Origin of the sequence: Aeromonas sp. RU39B (genome assembly GCF_900156095.1) — a bacterium.
Classification (GTDB): domain Bacteria; phylum Pseudomonadota; class Gammaproteobacteria; order Enterobacterales; family Aeromonadaceae; genus Aeromonas.
Genome location: NZ_FTMJ01000002.1, coordinates 277,213 through 296,964, shown reverse-complemented (window position 1 = coordinate 296,964; position 19,752 = coordinate 277,213). Strand labels below are relative to the sequence as shown.

Below are 19,752 nucleotides of genomic sequence, written 5' to 3'. Positions count from 1 at the left end.
TTCTGTTTTTCATCATTGAGTACACAACAAGCCACGCCTTGTTGCTTACACTGCCGGTCGACCGGAGCTCATGAAGCGACCGGCATCATAGACAGCGGGACAATAACAACATGACAAAGCTATTTGACAATCTCTCCATCCTGCAACGGGTGGCGCTGGGTTTTTGCGTCCTCGTTCTGGTGATGGTTGGCGCATCAGCGCTGACATTCAACAATCAGAGTCAGCTCAAGGAAGCCCTCACCCGGGTCACCGGACAATCCATGCCCCTATTGGTGGCCAGCAGCCGCACCCAGGTGACCTTGCTTGCCGCCAACAGTGCGCTCGGGGATGTGCTCAATGAGCGCGATCTTGCGCGTCTTGATGATGCGCAGGAGCGCCTTGATCAGCGCCGTGATGACGCAGGTCACGCACTCGACGCGCTCAAAACCCTGGCCGTGCAACATCCGCAACTGACCGCTTCCCTGCAAACGCTCGACGAGCAGTTTGCCGACTATGAGCGGCAGATTGACGCCCTCCCCCCGGCCCATCAGGCCACCTTGCATCAGCTCGCGCGCATCAACCGGGCCAAGAGCCAGTTTCAGGTCAGCCAGCCGCAACTGAAAAAGAACTTAGCTGATCGCATGGCCGGCATCGACGACAGCTTTATCACCATGCTAGGGGAAAAGCTCACCACCCAGATCGCCGCCATTGAGGTCGCCACCATGGAGGCGCTGAGCCAGAGCAGCGTCGGCCCCATTGATGCCACCTTGCAGCGCAACCGGGCACTGATGGGCGATCTGCATGCCACCATCAAGGATCTTGGTAACGAGTTACCTGACTTTGATAACGATCTTGGTCATCAACTGCGCGAGTTCGAGCGTGACAGCGCCGGTGAAGGGCTGCTGGCCCAATATCTGGCACTGACCCGAGAGCAGGCGTCCCTTGAACAACTGCGTCGCAGCACCGCCGAGCGGCTGGAGGGGATCACCCTGACGCTCGCTCAGGTCAATCGCACCAGCGAGAACATCATGGGGCAAAGCGTGGCAGGGGCCGATGAGGTGCTGGCACAGAGCCGCCTGCAGCAAGGGGTGGCCATTGCGCTGGCCCTGCTTATCACCGTGCTGGTGGCCCGCGGCCTGACCCGCGCTATCCGCAATCCGCTCAAAGAGCTACTTAGCGTGCTGGGCGCCGTCACCCACGGTGATATGACCGGCCGTCTGCGCAGTCAGGGACGCCACGAATTTGGCCAGCTGGCGCGGCAGGTCAATCTGTTAATCACCCAGATGGGCGATGTGCTGACCGAGCTCTCCCACGCCTCGGGGCAGCTGAGTGAAGTGGCCCACGGCAACCGTAGCACGGCCGAGCAGGTGCGTGGCGAGCTGGAGCGCCAGCGCAGTGAAACCGCCTCGGTCGCCACCGCCATGACCCAGATGGAGGCCTCGGTGCGTGAAGTGGCCAGCGCCGCCCATCAGAGCCTGGAGCAGGTGCAAGAGGTCGAGCGTGCCTCGCGCCAGGGTCGTCAGGTGATGGCGGGCAATATCAGCACGACTCATCAGCTGGCAGCGCGACTCTCCGATACCGCCACCGTGATCCGCGATGTGGACAGCATGAGCAATGGCATCGGCAATATTGTCGAGGTGATTCAAAGCATTGCCGAGCAGACCAATCTGCTGGCCCTCAACGCCGCCATCGAAGCGGCGCGCGCCGGTGAGCAGGGCCGCGGCTTTGCCGTGGTGGCTGATGAGGTGCGGGCGCTGGCCTCACGCACCCAGCAATCGACCAGCGAGATCCAGCGCATGATCGACGCTCTGCAGCAGGCTGCCGGCAAGGCGGTAAGCGTGATGGACGCCTGCTCGCAAGAGATGGACTCAAGCATGCAGCAAAGCTCGCTCGCCAACAGCGCCATGGAGGAGATTGAGGGCATCGTCACCCGCATTAACGACATGGCCAGCCAGATTGCGGCCGCCGCCGAGCAGCAACAAGCCACCAGCGCCGACATCGCCAGCAACCTGCAGCGGATCTCGGTGATCTCGAATAACAACTATCAGGGCATTGATCAGGTCGCCAGCACCAGCGGCCAGCTCGATCAACTGGCCGATACCCAGCAGGCGCTGGTTCAACGCTTTCGCCTTGCCTGATAGGTCAAAACAGAGCGGGAGGCCAGTGGCCTCCCGCTTTTCGATGGGTCTTGGTTAGACACGCGCGGCTTGCACCGCTCAGGCGCTGTGGCGCACCTCGTCGGTGAAGCCAAAACCGCGCAGCCCAATCACATGCACATGCTCGTGCTTGCCCTGCACTTTGCGGATCAGCTTGTAGGTGGTGCCCTTCTCCGGACTGATGTTCTCGGGCGCGGCAATCAACAGCTGCATATCCTGACGCTCACACAGCTCAAAGAGGGTGGCGATGGATTTGGCATCCAGGCGCGCCGCTTCGTCGAGGAACAACAGGCGGCAGGGAGCAATATCCTTGCCACGCAACCGGCGGGACTCCTCTTCCCAGCTGATCAGCACCATCAGCAAAATGGCCTGACCGGTACCTATCGCCTCACCGGTAGAGAGCGCGCCGCTTTCGGCACGCAGCCAGCCATCGGCACCACGCAGTACCTCAATCTCAAGCTCGAGGTAGTTGCGATAATCGAGCAGCACATCCCCCATCACCTGATAGTTGCGATCGCTTTGCTCAATCTGCGGATTGAGGCGCTGGAACAGCTTGGCCATCGCTTCGGAGAACGACAGCTCCTTGTCGGCGAACAGATCGTTGTGCATGGCACTCTGATCGGCCAGCGCCGTCAGCAAGCGAGTGTGGGCTTCGCGAATGTTGACGTTAAGGCGCACCCCGCGCACCAGACCAAACGCGATGTTCTGCAGGCCCTGGTTGAGCACCCGGATCCGGTTCTGCTCACGGCGGATAATGTTGGTGATCTTGGCCGCCACCTCGTGCGACGAGAGCGACAGATGGTTCTCACGCTGCTTGAGCTCGTCGGCAAGGCGCGCCAGCTCAATTTCCATCTCTTCAATCGCCTCGACCGGGTCATCCGAGCGGATGATGTCGTTACGGATGCGATCTTTGAGATAGCGATAAACCAGCACGTAGAAGGCCACCTTCTGCTCGGTGTTACGACTGCCTTCCGAGCGGCGCAGCGCATCACGCAGGTCGTCATCATGAGCCACCGCTACGCGCAGGGCGCCCAGCGCCTTGTCCGACATGGAGCGCAGATCATCGGCATCCAGATAGGCCAGCTCGCGGCGATTGAGGCGTTTTTCCACATCGGTATCACGCGCCAGTCGCACCACCCGGGCCCAACTGGCTTTATGACCCACCAGCGCCTTACGGGCAGTGAAGTAATCCTTGCCTTCGACTTTCAAACGGCCACCCAAGGATTCGATTTCGCGCTTGGTCACCTGCAACTGCGCCTCGGCACTGGTGCGACGCGAGCGGGTGCGAACCAGCAGCTCCTCGATCTCCTTTTTATGACTGCGGGCCTTCTCTTCCATGTCTTGCGAGAGCGACAGCCCCATGGCCAACAACTCTTGCTCGAACTCGCGCAGGGTCTCGCCCTTGGCCTCGACACTGGAGTTGAGCGCCGTGCGCACCTGCAGCGCCTCGGTATGTTGGGCTGCGATCTGCTTGTGCTGCTCACCGGTGCTGCGCGCTTCGGCTTCAGCCGCTTTGAGCTTGTCTTTGAGATGCTCACTCATCTCGGAGGCGCGGCCGAGCAGATCCTGCGCGTCCTGATAGGCCAGATGCGGCAGACGGGCCACCGCTTGCTCGAGCAGATAGCAGCGCTGTTTCTGCACGCTCAGGGCGCCATGTTCCCGATCAAAGGTTGCCTGCAGCTCGCCGAGGCCTTGCGGATCTTGCCGCAGCACCTGGGCCAGGGGCTCAAGCTTTTCCAGCGCCACGCCGTGACGCTCGACAAACTCGCGCGCGGCATCGAGACGGGCGACGCGCTCGCGGGCCTCTTGCATCTTCTCGGCCACCGGCTCATCAAACAGGTGCGCCAGCGGCAGCATGGCCTGGGCCAGTTGCAGCTGACGGGCTACCTGCGCCTGCGCGCCCTTGAGCGCTTGCAATTCACGCTCCCCGTCACCGGCGCTGCCCTGCAACTGACGCAGCGCCGCTTGTTTCACCTCAATCTCGGCTTCCGGATCGGGCTGGAAGGCAATCCCTAAATGAGTGCCAACAAAGTCGCTGAAGTGCTGGTAGAGGCGATGGTATTTCTGCTGCTCGAAGGCGGCGCGGGCGTATGCCTCAACCAGCGCATCGCGCTCGGCATCGAGCTGCTCAATGCGTTTTTCCCGCGCAGCGCGGCCAAACAGTGGCAACGACGGATAACGGGAGTAGCGCACCTGACGTTTGCTGGTGCGAACCAGCACGGCGTTGCCCAGCTCGTCGGCCTCCACCAGATCTTCATCAAACGAATCGGGGTTGCCCTGAATGAGATAGATATCCTCGGGACAATCGTCGATCGCTTTGAGCCGCTCGATGGCGCCGTCCAGATCGAGCACCACCAGGGCGCAGCGCGCCGGACCGTAGAGCGCCGAGTAATATGGGGCATCGTCAATCGAGATATCGTCGTACACATCCGACAAGAGCACGCCGCCGACCTGCTCAGCCACCCGCGACAGACGTGAATCGGCCTCACCGGCGCCCAGTTGCAGGTTTTTCACCTGCAGCTCAATGGCCTGTTTGCGGCTTTGGATATCGCGGCTCTCTTGCTCAAAGCGCCGCTCGTCCGCCAGCACCTGGCTCATGCCTTGGGAGATCGCCTCGGCACTGGCCAGCGGCAAACCGCTTTGCTCACGCAACTGCTCGAGCTTGTCACTTGCCTGCAGCCAGCGCGGTGCCAACGTGGTGAGCTCCTTGATATCGCGCTCAAGCTGCTCGCTTTGATGACGACTGTGTGAGCGGCGCTGGGCAATCCCCTCGGCCTCTTCGTCGAGCTCTTCACGGCGGGTGCGCAGCCCTTCGAGCAGTAATTCAAGCTCTTCGCTATCGGCCACGCGGGCACCGCTCTCGGCGAGCTGGGCAGCCAGCTTGGTCAGCTGTTCACGACCGGCCTGCTCTTTTTCAAGGCGGGTCAGTGCTGCGCGCAGGTCTTCACCTTGCGACAACAGGGCACGCTCTTCAATTAGGCGACGGCCGAGCTGCTGGGCCACGCTAAAAGCCGCGCTGCGCTCAGTGCCGGGTGCCACGGTCAGCAGCAGCGCCAGCGCCTGCTCGTAGTCATTGACGGCCGTGCTGGCCAGGGCCAGTTGCTGCTCGGCATCGAGCACGCTGCGAGTCAGGCGGCTCTCTTGCTCACGAAACGCCTGCAGGGTGCTGGCGGCATTGTCCGGGGTCAGCTCGGCAAGCTCACACTGCTCACGGGCGGTCTCGAGCGCCTGCACTGCCTGGCGGTATTGAATGGCGCGGGTCTGCTGAATATCCAGCGCCTGCTGGTAGTCCGCGAGCTGGGTCTTGAGGCTGTCCACTTCCGCCAGCGCCCGGTCACGCCGCTCTTCGACGTCCAAGAGATTGCACTGGATCTCTTCAACGACCGCACTTTGCTGCTCGAGCTTGTCGCTCAGTTCATGCAGATCGCTGCGATAAAGCTCGATTTTCTTGCCAAGCGCCACACCGGCGAGCACCTTGCCCAGGTGTTCAGCAGCCGATTCCAGCTCATCGGTCAGCAGCTTTTCACGGTTAGTCAGCTGCTCCACCTCATCGGCCAGATAGATGGCACGCTGCTTCTCTTCAGCCAGCAGGCGGCGTTTGTCCGAGAGCTCCTGACGGGTCTTGAGGGCCAGCTCGGAGAGGCGCGCCTTTTCCGAGGCGCCGCGCACATAATCCGCCGCCACGTAATGGGTGGTCTCGGTGATAAGGTTTTTAAACAGATCGCGCTGGCCCTGGGTCTCCTTGATGGCCTCCAGCGTGCGGCGGTTTTCATAGATGGCCGCCTCCATGTCCTGAAACGCCTTGCGTACCCCGGAGTTCTCCGGCAGCAGATATTCACGCAGCGAACGGCTGATGGAGGAGGAGATGCCACCGTAGAGGGAGGCTTCAATCAGGCGGTAGAACTTGCTGCGATCTTTCTGATCGCGCAGCTTCTTTGGCGTGATGCCGAACTCGAACATGAAGTTGTGATAGTCGGTCACCGAATTGAACTTGGCGACTTTGAGCGAGCCCAGCTGCACGGCGGCGGCTTTCAGATCGCTAAAAGCACGTACCCGTCCCTTGCCATCGTCGAGCTTTTCCAGCAGCAGTTCGGTCGGCGCCACCCCTTCTGGCACATCCACCAGCGCAAACGGGGTGATGTTGACCTTGTTATCACGGTTGGCCACCTGCTCGAGGTGCACCCCGACCCAGATACGCTGCTCACGGCTATTGACCACTTCCAGCATCGAATAGCAGTGACCGCGCTGCAGCTTGCCGTACAAGCCCTTGTCGCGCGAGGCACTGCTTGAGCCCGCTTCGGTGGTATTACGAAAATGCAGCAGGGTCTGATCGGGGATCAGCGCCGTGATAAAGGCGGCCATGGTGGTGGACTTGCCGGCCCCGTTCCCGCCGGAGAGGGTCGTGACCAGCTGGTCAAGATCGAAGGTTCGGGCAAAGAAGCCGTTCCAGTTGACCATGGTCAGGGATTTGAACTTGCCTCTCACCGTTTATACCTCCAGATCCAGTTGTTCATCGTCGAGATCGGCCTCGATGTCATCAAACAGGCTTTCGCTGCTCGGCAACTCGTCGTCGTGGAAGATAGCCTCCCCTTCCTGGATCATGCGCAGCTGAACGGCGCGCGGATCCTCGTCGCTGCGCACGTCGGCGGCGAAGCGAAACACAGATTCGTTGACCTTGAACTTGTCGCCGTTACCAAGCGCTGTGACCATCCCAAGGCGGCGCAAACGGCGCAGGGAGGTGCGAATTTTCTCGAGCAATTTTTTCTTGTCGAGATCGGTGCCGCCGGTGCGACTGCTGACCATACGCAGCAGCTGCTTTTCATCAGAGAGCGAGAGGATCTCCTCTTGCAGCTCGGCCATGGCAAACACCCCTTCCGAGGCCAGTCGCTCCGGGCTCAGGTAGAGGTAACACAATACCTTGCCCACCAACATGTCGAGCTCGGAGAGCACCGTGGTGCCGATGTCGGCGCTTGGGCGCGGACGCAGGTAGAAGAAGCCTTCCGGCGCCTTGATAAGCTCGACTTGATAGCGGCCGTAAAACATCTCGAACTCGGCGTGATACTCCACCAGCACCGAGTGTTGTTCGAATTCATCGGCACTGATGTGGCGGCCACTGCGCAGGGCCGTGTCGAGGCGCGGAAACAAGGGGTTGGCGATCGCCTCGGCCAGTCGCACGGGCAGGGGAAAATCAATATTGGTCAATGACATAGGCCTGAACCTTGGATCCATGTTGGTTAACGGGTTTCCAGCTCGGCTGGGCATGCGGCATCAGCTCGCTGGTCTGGCCGAGACGGGCGGCCTGATCGACCAGCAAACGGGTCACATCAAAGTGGGCATGGGCCGGGAAATCCTGCAGGTATTCGCTGAGCACCTCGGCCAAATCGAGCGGCAAGCCGGCCTCTTTGTAGCGCACCAGATGGCGCTCGATACGCCCGGCCAGCTCGGCACTGATATCGACCATCTGCTGGAATTCAAGCTCGGTCGGCACCTCACCGGTCACCTCTTCGTCGTGAATGGCGATGGTCTCATCGCGCAGCTCCAGCAAACGCGGCTCTTCGGCAATACGCAGCAGCCAGTTGTGCTGCTCGAAATTGCGAATCGACTCGCGCAGACGCTGGCTAAAGGCCCGGTTTTTATCCATGTCGATGGCGGTGCGAATAAACTTGTGCACGTGCCGATCGTAGCGGGCCCACAGCTCGATACACTGCTGGCCCCAGCTGGTGATCACATCGAGCCGCCCCTGCAGGGCATGGGTCAGCTCTTCAACGTGGAACAGATCATCACGCCCCTGGGCAGCTTCCTGAATATTGAGCAGGCCCTCTTGCAGGCGGTGGCCGGCCGCATCCAGAGTGTCTTGCAGCTCGCGCAAGGTCTGGCCGGTTTCCCGCAGCAACTTTTCGCAGCTGTGGATGGCATCCATCCAGTTCTGGGTCAGCAGCGCAGCAATCTCGTCTTTGACCTTGTTTTGCTGCTCATCCATAGCGCGCTGGGTCAGATCGATGCGCTCCATGGTCTCTTCGAGCGAAAATGTCAGACGTGGCAGCACCTCGGCATCCCACTGCTCGCGGGTGTCAGTCTCTTGGGCGGCGCTGCAGGCCTTGTCGAGTTCGCTGGCCAGGTGTTCAAGCAAGATGGAGAGCTTGATGGAGTCAACCTGACGCTGGTCGAGGAAGAAATCGACGATGGCGACACCCAGCCGTGACAGACGATAGAGGCTGTCACCGGCCACCGGGTCGGTGGTAAAGCGCGACAGCAACTGCTGGCGGATCAGATCGTTGATGGCATTGTTCGCGCGTGCGGTCGCCGTTTCATCCACCTGACCAAAGGCGTTGCTGACATAGCCAAAGGCATCGTGCAGCGCGGCTTCGGAAAGATCGGACTCTTCCTGCGACAGGGTCTTGATGGCGACAAGAAAAGCCAGGCGGTCGGTGGGGAGCTGCAAGGCGAGCCCCTCCTGTCGGACCCAACCCACCGTTTCCGGCAACGAACGCTCGGGCATGGGCTGGGGTCGCTGCGAAGGCTCGCTAGCCGGCGCAAGACGGGACGTACTGGTCATGAGTTCATCTCGTGTTGTTATCTCTTCCTGATGGCCGCGTTAGCGCGGCTTTTGTGCCAGCACATGAATATAGCGCCCCAAGGAGACAAAAGGCTCCTCCTGGCAGTAGCGCAGCTCCATGGCCAGCAGATCATCGAACTTACCGGTCTGATCTTCCTTGTGGCGCATGTAGTCATGAATGACACGCACCCCGGTTTTGCCAATGATATCGAGCCCTCCCCCGCTGACCCAGCCATAGACCTCGTCAGGCATCTGGGGGTTGGTGGGCGTCAGGGCCGTCTGCCGCTTCTTGCGAAGACCAGCCCGCACATAGTCAAAATTGCCCACCACCAAGCTCTGGAACAGCAGTCCCTGGCGGTTGTAAAAAAGCAGCGACAGTATGCCGCCCGGCGCCAGGAATGGAAACAGGGTGGGCAGGGTCGCCTTGGGGTCAACCAGCCACTCCAGCACGGCGTGACAGAGCACCAGATCAAAGGTGCCACTCACCTGCTCGGCCAGCGACTGGATTGGGCAGTGGATGAGGGTGATGCGCTCTGACAGTCCCTCTTCATCGATGGCACTGCGAGCCATCGCCAGCATCTCGGCAGAGAGATCGCACAGCGTCACCTGATGGCCAAGGGCGGCCAAACGACGGGCAAAAAAGCCAAAACCACCGCCCGCATCGAGGATGCGCAGTGGCCTTGGCCCCAACCGTGCCAAGCACGCTTCCAGATCCCGCCACACGACAGTGGTGCGAATACGCCCCTTGCTGGAGTCATAAATATTGCGGGCAAACTTGTCAGCTCGTCCGTCAAAGCTCTGATCGTGCTTCAAAAATGTTCTCGGTAGTCAGCCCGTTTTGGGCCATTCCAAAGGGCGCTTATTCTGGCATACTCGGCCGGTCTGTGAAAACTCGAGGATCGTCTGCTGTGTTTGTCGTCAAAAAATGGCTGGGTTACCTGCTGATGCCGCTTCCGTTTAGCCTGACACTGCTGCTGGTTGCCCTTGCTTTGCTCTGGTTCACCCGCTTTCAGAAAACCGGCAAGCTGCTGGCGACCGGTGCGTTTATCCTGATCGGCCTGCTGGCCTCCAAACCGGTCAGCTATGATCTCGCCCGCCCGCTCGAGCAGACCTATCCGCCCTTTGCCATCAGCGCCCATGCCAGGCTCGACGCCATCATCGTGCTCGGTAACGGCCATGTCAGCGATCCGGCCGTGCCGCCCTACAGCTGGCAGAACAACATCTCCCAATCACGCACGCTGGAAGGCGTACGCCTGGCGCTGGCTTACCCCAACGCCACGCTGATCTTCTCCGGCTATGCCGAGGGTGATCCGCTCTCTAACGCCGAAGTGAACGCCCGGGTAGCCGAGAGTCTTGGCATTACCCGCCAGCGCATGCGGTTGTTTGAAAACAACAAGGACACCCATGATGAAGCAGTTAGCATCGCACGAGTCCTCAAAGGACAGAATGTGGCGCTGGTCACCTCGGCAACCCATATGCCACGCGCCATGGCGCTGTATCAGGCACAAGGATTGCGCCCGATTGCGGCGCCGACCGACTACACCGCCCGTGACAGTGGCCTCCCCCTGCCTCTTTACGCTTACCTGCCACGCGGACGCTATTTAATGTATTCGGAGGCGGCCCTGCACGAGTGGATCGGTCAGCTCTGGAGTCGCCTGCGCGGACAGACCAACGAGTGAACAATCAAAGGGTTGGATTCTGACCTGGATCAGGTAAAGCGAAAAAAAATTACGTCATTTGACAATAGGAACGCTATCTTGCGTTCGGTTCACTTCTTATAATGACGCGCAGTCAAACATCTCAGGAGGAAGAGAAAATGAGACAGCCCCTGGTAATGGGTAACTGGAAACTGAACGGCACCAAGGCTTCTGTTGAAGCCCTCCTCAAGGGTCTGGCCCCGGCTGCTGCCGCCCACCCCTCGGTCAAGGTCGCCGTCTGCCCGCCGGTTATCTTCCTGGGCCAGGTCGAGCAACTGACCGCCGGTACCCAGATCGCCTATGGCGCCCAGAACGCTGACCTGCACGAAGCCGGCGCGTTCACCGGTGAAAACTCTCCGGTCATGCTCAAGGAGTTCGGCTGCACCTACTCCCTGGTTGGTCACAGCGAACGTCGTACCCTGCACGCAGAAAACGATGCTGTCGTTGCTGCCAAGTACGAAGCCATCCAGAAAGTCGGTCTGATCCCGGTTCTGTGCATCGGTGAAACCCTCGAGCAGTTCGAAGCCGGTGTGACCAACACCGTGGTTGAGACCCAGCTCAAGGCTGTTATCGACCGTTGCGGCATCGCTTCCTTCGTCAACGCTGTCGTTGCCTATGAGCCGGTATGGGCCATCGGTACCGGCAAGACCGCGACCCCGGAAATCGCCCAAGCCGTTCACGCCCACATCCGTCAATATCTGGCCAGCTTCGACGCAGACGTCGCTGCCAAGGTTCAGATCCTGTACGGTGGCTCCGTGACTGGCGCGACCGCAGCCAACCTGTTCGGTCAAGCCGACATCGATGGCGGCCTGGTCGGCGGCGCGTCCCTGAAGGTGGATGATTTCTCCCAAATCATCGCCGGCGCAGCCAAGTAAGTCGTGTGAGGGGGCGTCCTGCCCCCTCCATATGGACGGTTTTCCCATCGGAGACGCCGATGGGAAAGCCGAACCAGCAAACAGCGGCTATCCTGATTCGTAAACTCAGTTCAGAGGCACACAATGACCAAACAGATCAAACGTATTGGTGTATTGACCAGCGGTGGCGACGCCCCGGGCATGAACGCAGCCATTCGCGCCGTTGTGCGCGCCGCCCTGCATCATGGCATCGAGGTATATGGCATTCAGGACGGTTACCTGGGCCTGCACCAGGATCGTATCCAGAAGCTGGAACGTCACAGCGTTTCCGACGTGGTTAACCGTGGTGGTACGTTCCTTGGCTCCGCCCGCTTCCCGGCCTTCAAGGAAGAGAAGGTACGTGCCGAGGCCATTGAGAACCTCAAGAAGCACGGTATCGACTCGCTGGTCGTCATCGGTGGTGACGGCTCCTACATGGGTGCCAAGAAGCTGACCGAGATGGGCTACCCCTGCATCGGCCTGCCGGGCACCATCGATAACGACATCGCCGGTACCGATTTTACCATCGGTTTCGACACCGCCCTGAACGTGGTGGTGGATGCCATCGACCGCCTGCGTGATACCTGCAGCTCGCACCACCGTATCTCGGTCGTCGAGATCATGGGTCGCCACTGCGGCGATCTGGCCATGTCTGCGGCAGTAGCCGGCGGCGCCGAATACGTCATCGTACCGGAAGTGGCCTTTGATCAAGAGCAGCTGCTCGAGCAGATCCGCGAAGGGGAAGCCAAGGGCAAGAAGCACGCGATCATCACCATCTGCGAACACGTCACCGACGTCAACGCACTGGCCAAGAGCATCGAAGCCATGACCGGCCGCGAAACCCGCGCCACCATCCTCGGCCACATCCAGCGTGGCGGCAACCCGACTGCCCGTGACCGTATCATGGCCAGCCGTATGGGTGCCTTCGCGGTTGAACTGCTGATGGAAGGCCAAGGCGGTCGCTGCATCGGGATCCAGAAAAACGAGCTGGTGCACCATGACATCATCGATTGCATCGAAAACATGAAGCGTCCGTTCGACCAAGAGCTCTACGATCTCTCCACCACCCTGTTCTAATCCGGGTGAGAAAAGCAAAAACCATCGCCAACATTGGCGATGGTTTTTTTATGTCCGGCCGCGACAAAAAAGGCGCCAAATTGGCGCCTCATTCCGATATTGCCAGCAGGATTTAAGCCCAGGCAATCGCGCCTTTGCCTACCCCTTCATAAGCGACGACTTTAAGAAACTTCTCCCCGACCTGCGCCTTCACTTCACGAGCAATAAAGTGAGCCAGCAGCTCGACCGTGGTGTCGGTATCGATCACTTCCACGTCGCCGCGCGGCATGGCGAGTTCAAACCGCCCCTGGGGGGCGACATAGGCAAACGCGATATGGGTCTGCGCGGTTGCAACGGCCGCATCGACGCCCAATGACAGGCTATCGAGCGCCACTTCATCTTCGCGGGTACCGAGATAGATATCGCTCCAGCGCTCGGCAAAAGCATATTCCAGCTCGCTGTCACGCTCGCCGTCCACATAGAGCTCGATGGGCGAGCGGTGGCCATGAGCAATACGCTGGCAGTTGCCATCGTGTTTCTTCAGGCCATGGCTGTAGTGATAAAACGCACCATCGAGTTTTTCGTGGCGCAGGGTCAGGGTCAGATCGTTGACGTTATCTGGCAGATGGCGCGCAAGGACGTCCATCAAATAGGCCGTCAGGCTCTCTTTGTCGATCTGGTGACCGGGAATAAAGGCAAACGCCTCGGCCGGAGCATGAAGATGGATAGAGCGGCCTGCGCGCAGCCAGTCGACGGTCAGGGCGCCATCCGCCTGCGCGCCACGGCGCAGCAGGGCATTGTCTGCCGGCACCAGCAGCTTGTGGTCCACTTCGTTGTCGATGATCGACTTGATGAGCTTTTTCACCCGACCAAAGTCGAGCAGCATGCTCATCTCGTTGAGTTCGCCGCCCATTTCGATATCGACCAGCCAGCTGTCGCCCACCATGCCGCGGCGTTCACACAGGTAGCTGGAATCAATCACGGTCAACTCTTTTACAAATAGCTTCATCAGTTTGCCTTGCCTACTGGGAAATCGCGTATTGCGCTATTATGGCCTGCGATCTTAAGCAAAGGAACTGGAACCCCCCATGAACAAGCTGCTCATCTCCCAGGCGACCCTGGTCAATGAAGGACGCATCTACGCTGCGGATGTACTGATCGAGGGTGAGCGCATCAGTCGCATTGCCCCGAAGATCGACGCGCCGGCCGATGCGCTGGTGATCGACGCACGTGACAAGTATCTGATCCCGGGCATGATTGACGATCAGGTGCACTTTCGAGAGCCGGGTCTGACCCACAAGGGCACCATCAAGAGCGAGTCGCGCGCGGCCGTAGCCGGGGGCACCACCAGCTTCATGGAGATGCCCAACGTCAACCCGCAGACCACCACCATCGAAGCGCTCGAGGCCAAATACGCCATTGCCGAGAAATCATCAGCCGCCAACTACAGCTTCTATCTTGGTGCCACCAATGACAACCTCGAGCAGATCAAGCAGCTCGATCCCAAGCGCAACTGCGGCATCAAGATCTTCATGGGCTCATCCACCGGTAACATGCTGGTCGACAATCAGGAGACGCTGGCCGCCATTTTCCGCGAAAGCCCGGTGTTGATTGTCACCCACTGCGAGGATACCCCGACCATCGCCGCCAACGAGAAGGCAGCCCGTGAGCGCTGGGGCGAGCAGGTACCGATGGAAGAGCACGTCCGTATTCGCAGTGATGAAGCCTGCTACCGCTCCTCCTCGCTCGCCGTACAGCTGGCAAAAGAGCACGGCGCCAAACTGCACGTATTGCACCTGACCTCGGCCCGCGAGCTCTCCCTGTTTACCGCCAGCCAGGATGTCAAAGATCTGCGCAGCAAGCAGATCACCGCCGAAGTGTGCGTGCATCACCTCTTTTTCAACGAGACCGATTACGAGACGCTCGGCAGCCAGATCAAGTGCAACCCCTCGGTCAAAACCGTGGCGGATCAACGTGCGCTGCTCGAAGCGGTGCGCAGCGACCTGCTCGATATCATTGCCACCGACCACGCCCCCCACACCTGGGAAGAGAAGCAGCAGAGCTACTTCAAGGCGCCGTCCGGCCTGCCACTGGTGCAACATTCGCTGATGGCGCTGCTCGAGCTCTATCACAACGGGGTGTTTACCTTGGAAAAGATCGTGCAAAAGACCTCTCACGCGGTGGCCGAGCGCTATGAGATCCAGGATCGCGGTTATCTGCGCGAAGGGTACTTTGCCGATCTGGTGCTGCTGGATCTGGGCAAACCCTACGTGGTGCGCAATAGCAACATTCTCTATCACTGTGGCTGGTCGCCCTTTAACGGCTATCGCTTCCAAAGCAGCATCGACATGACGCTGGTCAACGGTCGCATCGCCTATCAGAACGGTCAGGTCACCGATGAGGTGCTCGGTCAGCGTCTGAGCTTCGATCGCTGAAGCTTTGCCCGATAAGGTGATAAAGCAGGCGAACAGTGGGGCGTGGGGCGATTGGCGGTTGACACGAGGCCACCCGCCCCATAGACTCTGCCCCCGTCAGCCAAGCTGACCTCGTCGGCGTGTAGCGCAGCCAGGTAGCGCACTGTCATGGGGTGTCAGGGGTCGGAGGTTCAAATCCTCTCACGCCGACCATCATTCCCCGCAAAAAGCCTTGTCGCAAGACAAGGCTTTTTGTTTATCTGCGCAGCGCGTTATCTCGCGCCTAAAAAAACCAAGGGCCGCGTGATGCGGCCCTTGATACTGATGCGCCAGAGCGAATTAGAGCTCAACCACGTCGAACTGCACGTCCGGATTCACATCCGCATCGTAATCCACTTCATTCAGCCCGAAACCGAACAGGCGCAGGAACTCCTGCTTATAGCCGGTGTAATCGGTCAGCTCGGAGAGGTTTTCGCTGGTGATGGAGGGCCACAGATCGCGGCACGCTTGCTGCACGTCTTCACGCAGCTCCCAGTCATCCATGCGGATACGCGCCTGCTCGTCCAGCGCCATGTCCGAGGCATACAGACGGGTGCGCATCATGCGGTCAACCTGCTCCATGCACCCTTCGTGAATACCCTTCTCTTTCATGATCTTAAAAGCCATGGAGATATAGAGCGGCATCACCGGAATGGCGCTGGAAGCTTGCGTGACCACGGATTTGAGCACGGCCACGTGGGCAGTACCGCCCTTGGTCGCCAGCTCGCCACGAATGGCAGCCGCCGCGCGGTCCAGATCTTCCTTGGCGCGACCGAGGGTGCCGTGCCAGTAGATGGGCCAGGTCAGATCGGTACCGATGTAGGAGTAAGCCACCGACTTGGCGCCGTCAGCCAGCACGCCGGCATCACGCAGCGCCGCCATCCACAGCTCCCAGTCCTGACCGCCCATGACGGTGATGGTATTTTGGATCTCTTCCTCGCTCGCCGGCTCAACGGTGGCGGTGATGATCTGATCCTTGTTGGTATCAATCGCGGTGGTGGTGTAAACCTCACCGATAGGTTTGAGGGCAGAGCGCACCACTTCACCGGTGGTGGGCAATTTGCGCACCGGCGAGGCCAGCGAGTAAACCACCAGGTCAATCTGACCCAGATCCTGCTTGATAAGCTCAATGGCCTTGGCGCGGCACTCATCGGAGAAAGCATCGCCGTTGATGCTCTTGGCATAGAGACCAGCTTCCTTGGCCGCCTTGTCAAAGGCCGCCGAGTTGTACCAGCCAGCAGTGCCGGGCTTGCTTTCAGTCCCGGCCTTTTCAAAGAAGACGCCGAGGGTGGCGGCGCCGGAGCCAAAGGCAGCGGCAATCCGCGAAGCCAGACCGTAACCGGTAGAGGCACCAATCACCAGCACCTTCTTCGGGCCGTTTTCGATGGGGCCTTTCGCCTGGGTGTAAGCGATCTGACGACGGACATTGGCTTCACACCCCAGCGGATGGGTGGTGGTACAGATAAAGCCGCGAACCTTGGGTTTGATAATCATACGAGTCTCTGATCCGTTTTATGGATGAAATCGGGGCATAAGATACCTCATTGTGCCGCGATTGGGTGCTCTGATGTGTTCCCGCCGTAGATAAACAACGGATCACACGGTCAGAGATACACCACGACAACCGCACTAGTTGGCACAATCGCCCTGACGGGTGTATTGCCGCTCGGCCGCCACGGCAGCGTGCATGTGTTGCAGGGTGGAGCGACCAATCAGCACTGGGTAGCTCATCTTGCTGCGATCATTGAGGGTGAACTCCTCCCGGTACTGCTCATCAGCAAGGCACACCGTCATGCGCACCACCGGCCGCCGCTCGCTGCCGCCTGCCCCACGAACCAGCGCATAGCGCACAATCGGCCGCTCAAAGCGGTGCGCTTCGCCGTCCGCCGCACTGGGCACGACAAAGCTGGCCCAATGCTTGCCATCCTGATCAAACTCCCGAATAGAGCGGGCATCCAGCGAGGAGGTGTCGGCGCCGGTATCTAACTTGAAATCGAGCGCAATGCCTTCAATTTCACCATGCTCGAGCCAGCCGAAAATCTGTGGCTCACTACTATGGGCAACGCCTGTGATAAGGCTCATCAGGAGCAGCGCCCCCCATTTTGGCATCATGTTGACTACACCCTTCATAAATCACGCTCTGGCAGCATACCCTGAGCCCGCACCAATACCTAGTCTGCCGCAGACAACCCCAGATATCCCACCACCGTGATACCCAACGCAGGTTTTGCCTGCTCAGCTTAAGAAAACGGTCATCATCGCTTAAGCAAATCGTCATTCAATCCGGTCAAGATCACGGCTCGCCCCACCTTCGGGAGAGTCTTATCATGATCTCATTACAAGACCGCCTGCGCCGGTTTGACGGGATGCGCCGCCGCTGGAGCAAGCATCTGGAACGACTGCTGCTAACGATGTTAGCCTCGCGCAGCACGCAAGGCGCACCACCCAGCCATCCGCGTCACATTCTGGTCATCCGCTGCACCCACCGCATCGGTAACGCCCTGTTCCTGCTGCCCTTCTTGCAAACCCTGCGCGCCCGCTACCCTGGCGCCACCATTGATCTGGTACAAAGCGCACCGCTGCTCGAGCCGTTTATCGCAACCTTGGGTATCAGCCGCCTGTTTTACGTCAGTGTTCGCCCCGGAAAGTGGCTGGCGGCGCTTGCCACGCTGCGCACCCTGCGCCGGCGCCATTACGACCGGGTCTATGCCCCCTTCCCCTCCAGCACCGATAACCTGATTGCCGCCTGGAGCGTTGCCTCGCAAAAGATGGGCTTTGCCGAGATGAATGGGGAGCTCATCTTCCATTCGCCCACGATATCAACCGGCCAGTGGCACTATGCCCATCGTCCACTGCAACTGCTCGGCGTAACCGCAGCCCCCTCGCTGGAGCACTATGCACCGCAGCTCGGCATATCACTGCCAGCGCGAGATAGACGCCCACGCATCGGCTTTTTTACCGGGGCGCGCAAAGGCAAAGGATTGAGTCACGCCCAGTGGCAGAGGTTGCTGGCGCAGGTGCGCCGCCTCGCCCCCACTGCGCACCTTATCCATATTCAGGACCCCAGCCAGCTCGATATGCGGCTTGGTGACGAGGCCGTGTCGTTCGGCTCATTGCCCGAGCTGGCACGCTTTAGCGCCGGATTAAGCCTGTTTATCTGTGCCGACACCGGCCCTTTGCATCTGGCCGCGGCCAGTGGGGTGCCCTGCCTTGCCCTTTACACCCAGACCTCACCGGCGCGCTATGGCTGTCTTGGCCGCCATCACTGCCATTTGGTGGTAGAAGATCGTGATGACATCCGGCTTGATCCGATCTGGCTTAGCGATCAGCTGGCATCCGACCCGTCTAATCTGGCTGCCTAGGGTCTGGCCAAGCCACCGACTCGGTGTAGACTGAGGAAAATCACCCTATGAGCGTTGTTATCCATGCTTGGTATTCACGATCTGCCCCTGTTTCTCGCCTCATCCCTGCTGCTTAACCTGATGCCGGGGCCCGATTCATTACTGGTAATGCTGCGCACCGGCAGCCAGGGTTGGCGCGCCGGCCTGATGGCGGCACTGGGGATCAGCAGCGGGGTGATGGTACATGTGGTGTGCGCGGCGCTGGGCCTCTCTGCCCTGCTGGCCGCCTCGGCTGAGCTCTTCATGCTGGTCAAACTGGTCGGCGCGCTCTATCTGGTGTATCTCGGCATCACTATGCTGCGCCAGCGCCGTCATACAGCACGCCAGTCACTAGATGCACTGCCAAACCTGTGGCAGATCTACCGCCAAGGAGTGCTGACCAACGTCCTCAACCCCAAGGTGGCACTGTTTTTCCTAGCATTTATGCCGCAGTTCATCGTGCCACAAGCGCCCCACAAGGCGCTGGCGTTCGTGCTGCTCGGCACTCTGTTTAATATCAGCGGGACCTTGTGGTGCCTGCTGCTGGTGTGGTTTACCAGCCGTGCCCGTGAGCGTATGGCTCTGCCGACCTGGGTGAAGAGTGGGTTGCAGCGTGCCATGGGCGGCCTGTTTGTGCTGCTCGGCATCCGGCTCGCCACCCAGTAATCTTGTTACGCCGTGACCGGGCGCCTCCGGGTGCCCGGCATCTGCCCCACCGCAATCCCCATCAACACCAGCAAACATGCCAGTCCTTGTAGCAGGGTCAAACGTTCATCCAGCAGCCAATAGGCAAACAGCAGGGTAAAGACCGGCAGCAGATTGACGTAGGCGGCGGCCAACGTCACCTTGACCTGGGTCACCGCCCAGTTGTTAAGCAGGTAGGCCCCCAGAGTAACAAAGGCGCCCAGATAGATGATCACCGCCAGATCCATCGGTTGCCAGCTATCTGGCCAAGGCTCTCTTAACGCAAACGGGAAAAAGAAGAGGGAGCCAACAAACGCCTGCAGAGCAGTGAGCGGCATCACGCCATAGCGGCTGGAGAGCTTTTTAAAGGTCACCGAATAGGTCGCTGCGCACAACATCGCCAGCATCTCAAGACTGTTGCCAAGCAGTGGATTAGGCGCGCCTAATGGCTGCTCGCCACTGACACTGAGCACCATCACACCGGCAATCGCCAGTGCAAAACCGCCCATCTGACGGCGGGTGATGCGCTCGCCAAGCAGCAGATAGGCCACCAGCGCCACCATCAGCGGCAGCAGGGCACAGACCATCCCGGCTTGACCGGCACTGGTAAAGCGCAGGGCATTGACCTCACACAGGAAGTAGAGGCAGGGCTCGAGCACAGCCAGCAGCACCAGCCAGCGCCAGTCGCCAGCCTGATAACGGAAATTGCCGAGCTTGCGCCACAAAAATAGCCAGCAGCAGGCGGCCACCAGCATCCGCATAAACAGTACCTGACCGAATCCCCACACACTCAATACATGCTTGAGCGCAATAAATGAACTGCCCCACAGCAACATGGCCAGGGTCAGCGCCAGCATTGGCAACAGACGCACTCTCTTCTCCCGAAATATGGTTCAGT

15 protein-coding genes and 1 tRNA gene are annotated in these 19,752 nt (G+C 59.9%); 8 read left to right on the top strand and 8 right to left on the bottom strand.

The window, feature by feature from the left end; genetic code table 11:
• Positions 1-110: 110 nt before the first annotated feature.
• Entirely contained in the window at positions 111-2,117 is a 2,007-nt protein-coding gene (locus BW958_RS04155) for a methyl-accepting chemotaxis protein (protein WP_076574464.1), read from the top strand.
• A gap of 78 nt (positions 2,118-2,195) precedes the next feature.
• Here the strand turns inward: BW958_RS04155 and mukB are convergent, their stop codons facing one another.
• The 4 genes from mukB to BW958_RS04135 all read right to left on the bottom strand — a co-directional run bounded on the left by mukB (position 2,196) and on the right by BW958_RS04135 (position 9,504).
• Complete coding sequence (mukB, locus tag BW958_RS04150) at positions 2,196-6,620, bottom strand: chromosome partition protein MukB (protein WP_076574463.1); 4,425 nt, start codon at positions 6,618-6,620, stop codon at positions 2,196-2,198.
• A gap of 3 nt (positions 6,621-6,623) precedes the next feature.
• Positions 6,624-7,343 (bottom strand): chromosome partition protein MukE, encoded by a 720-nt coding sequence (gene mukE, locus BW958_RS04145; protein ID WP_076574462.1) that lies wholly within the window; start codon positions 7,341-7,343, stop codon positions 6,624-6,626.
• Entirely contained in the window at positions 7,324-8,634 is a 1,311-nt protein-coding gene (mukF, locus tag BW958_RS04140) for a chromosome partition protein MukF (RefSeq protein WP_076574677.1), read from the bottom strand. The genes mukE and mukF overlap by 20 nt, the downstream gene beginning before the upstream one ends.
• 96 nt (positions 8,635-8,730) lie before the next feature.
• Positions 8,731-9,504, bottom strand: coding sequence for a methyltransferase domain-containing protein (locus BW958_RS04135; protein WP_076574461.1), 774 nt, complete (start codon positions 9,502-9,504; stop codon positions 8,731-8,733).
• Positions 9,505-9,599: 95 nt separating this feature from the next.
• Here BW958_RS04135 and elyC point away from each other — a divergent pair, with 95 nt between their 5' ends.
• From elyC to pfkA, 3 genes are all read left to right on the top strand, one after another.
• Entirely contained in the window at positions 9,600-10,370 is a 771-nt protein-coding gene (gene elyC / locus BW958_RS04130; RefSeq protein ID WP_076574460.1) for an envelope biogenesis factor ElyC, read from the top strand.
• A 137-nt stretch (positions 10,371-10,507) separates the two neighbouring features.
• Positions 10,508-11,263: a triose-phosphate isomerase gene (gene tpiA / locus BW958_RS04125; RefSeq protein ID WP_076574459.1), complete on the top strand. Its 756-nt coding sequence runs from the start codon at positions 10,508-10,510 to the stop codon at positions 11,261-11,263.
• A 123-nt stretch (positions 11,264-11,386) separates the two neighbouring features.
• Positions 11,387-12,358, top strand: a complete 972-nt coding sequence (gene pfkA, locus BW958_RS04120) for a 6-phosphofructokinase (RefSeq protein WP_076574458.1) — start codon at positions 11,387-11,389, stop codon at positions 12,356-12,358.
• Between the two features lie 112 nt (positions 12,359-12,470).
• Here pfkA and BW958_RS04115 read toward each other — a convergent pair whose 3' ends face one another.
• A complete protein-coding gene (locus tag BW958_RS04115) occupies positions 12,471-13,346 on the bottom strand; it encodes a 6-carboxytetrahydropterin synthase (RefSeq protein ID WP_076574457.1) in 876 nt (291 codons plus the stop codon).
• A 79-nt stretch (positions 13,347-13,425) separates the two neighbouring features.
• Between BW958_RS04115 and BW958_RS04110 the strand changes: the two genes are divergently transcribed.
• Together BW958_RS04110 and BW958_RS04105 are read left to right on the top strand one after the other, a co-directional pair.
• On the top strand, positions 13,426-14,772 hold the full coding sequence (locus BW958_RS04110; protein ID WP_076574456.1) for a dihydroorotase: 1,347 nt from the start codon (positions 13,426-13,428) through the stop codon (positions 14,770-14,772).
• Positions 14,773-14,887: 115 nt separating this feature from the next.
• Positions 14,888-14,964 (top strand) — tRNA-Pro (locus tag BW958_RS04105).
• Between the two features lie 126 nt (positions 14,965-15,090).
• Here BW958_RS04105 and fabV read toward each other — a convergent pair.
• Together fabV and BW958_RS04095 are read right to left on the bottom strand one after the other, a co-directional pair.
• On the bottom strand, positions 15,091-16,284 hold the full coding sequence (gene fabV, locus BW958_RS04100; RefSeq protein WP_076574455.1) for an enoyl-ACP reductase FabV: 1,194 nt from the start codon (positions 16,282-16,284) through the stop codon (positions 15,091-15,093).
• A 135-nt stretch (positions 16,285-16,419) separates the two neighbouring features.
• Positions 16,420-16,902, bottom strand: a complete 483-nt coding sequence (locus BW958_RS04095; RefSeq protein ID WP_179078814.1) for an ATP-dependent zinc protease family protein — start codon at positions 16,900-16,902, stop codon at positions 16,420-16,422.
• Positions 16,903-17,117: 215 nt separating this feature from the next.
• Here BW958_RS04095 and BW958_RS04090 point away from each other — a divergent pair, with 215 nt between their 5' ends.
• Entirely contained in the window at positions 17,118-18,152 is a 1,035-nt protein-coding gene (locus BW958_RS04090) for a glycosyltransferase family 9 protein (RefSeq protein ID WP_076574453.1), read from the top strand.
• A gap of 63 nt (positions 18,153-18,215) precedes the next feature.
• Complete coding sequence (locus BW958_RS04085; RefSeq protein ID WP_076574452.1) at positions 18,216-18,836, top strand: LysE family translocator; 621 nt, start codon at positions 18,216-18,218, stop codon at positions 18,834-18,836.
• Positions 18,837-18,841: 5 nt separating this feature from the next.
• On the opposite strand, the gene BW958_RS04080 is transcribed toward BW958_RS04085, so the two are convergent.
• The gene (locus BW958_RS04080; protein ID WP_076574451.1) at positions 18,842-19,726 is read right to left on the bottom strand and encodes a DMT family transporter; all 885 of its coding nucleotides are present in this window, start codon (positions 19,724-19,726) and stop codon (positions 18,842-18,844) included.
• Between the last annotated feature and the right edge of the window lie 26 nt (positions 19,727-19,752).

Bases quoted from the DNA above. Each gene is read 5' to 3' on its own strand.
- BW958_RS04155 (WP_076574464.1), top strand. From the start codon at position 111: ATGACAAAGCTATTTGACAATCTCTCCATCCTGCAACGGGTGGCGCTG.
- mukE (WP_076574462.1), bottom strand. From the start codon at position 7,343: ATGTCATTGACCAATATTGATTTTCCCCTGCCCGTGCGACTGGCCGAG.
- mukF (WP_076574677.1), bottom strand. From the start codon at position 8,634: ATGCCCGAGCGTTCGTTGCCGGAAACGGTGGGTTGGGTCCGACAGGAG.
- tpiA (WP_076574459.1), top strand. From the start codon at position 10,508: ATGAGACAGCCCCTGGTAATGGGTAACTGGAAACTGAACGGCACCAAG.
- pfkA (WP_076574458.1), top strand. From the start codon at position 11,387: ATGACCAAACAGATCAAACGTATTGGTGTATTGACCAGCGGTGGCGAC.
- BW958_RS04115 (WP_076574457.1), bottom strand. From the start codon at position 13,346: ATGAAGCTATTTGTAAAAGAGTTGACCGTGATTGATTCCAGCTACCTG.
- BW958_RS04110 (WP_076574456.1), top strand. From the start codon at position 13,426: ATGAACAAGCTGCTCATCTCCCAGGCGACCCTGGTCAATGAAGGACGC.
- fabV (WP_076574455.1), bottom strand. From the start codon at position 16,284: ATGATTATCAAACCCAAGGTTCGCGGCTTTATCTGTACCACCACCCAT.
- BW958_RS04095 (WP_179078814.1), bottom strand. From the start codon at position 16,902: ATGATGCCAAAATGGGGGGCGCTGCTCCTGATGAGCCTTATCACAGGC.
- BW958_RS04090 (WP_076574453.1), top strand. From the start codon at position 17,118: ATGATCTCATTACAAGACCGCCTGCGCCGGTTTGACGGGATGCGCCGC.
- BW958_RS04085 (WP_076574452.1), top strand. From the start codon at position 18,216: ATGCTTGGTATTCACGATCTGCCCCTGTTTCTCGCCTCATCCCTGCTG.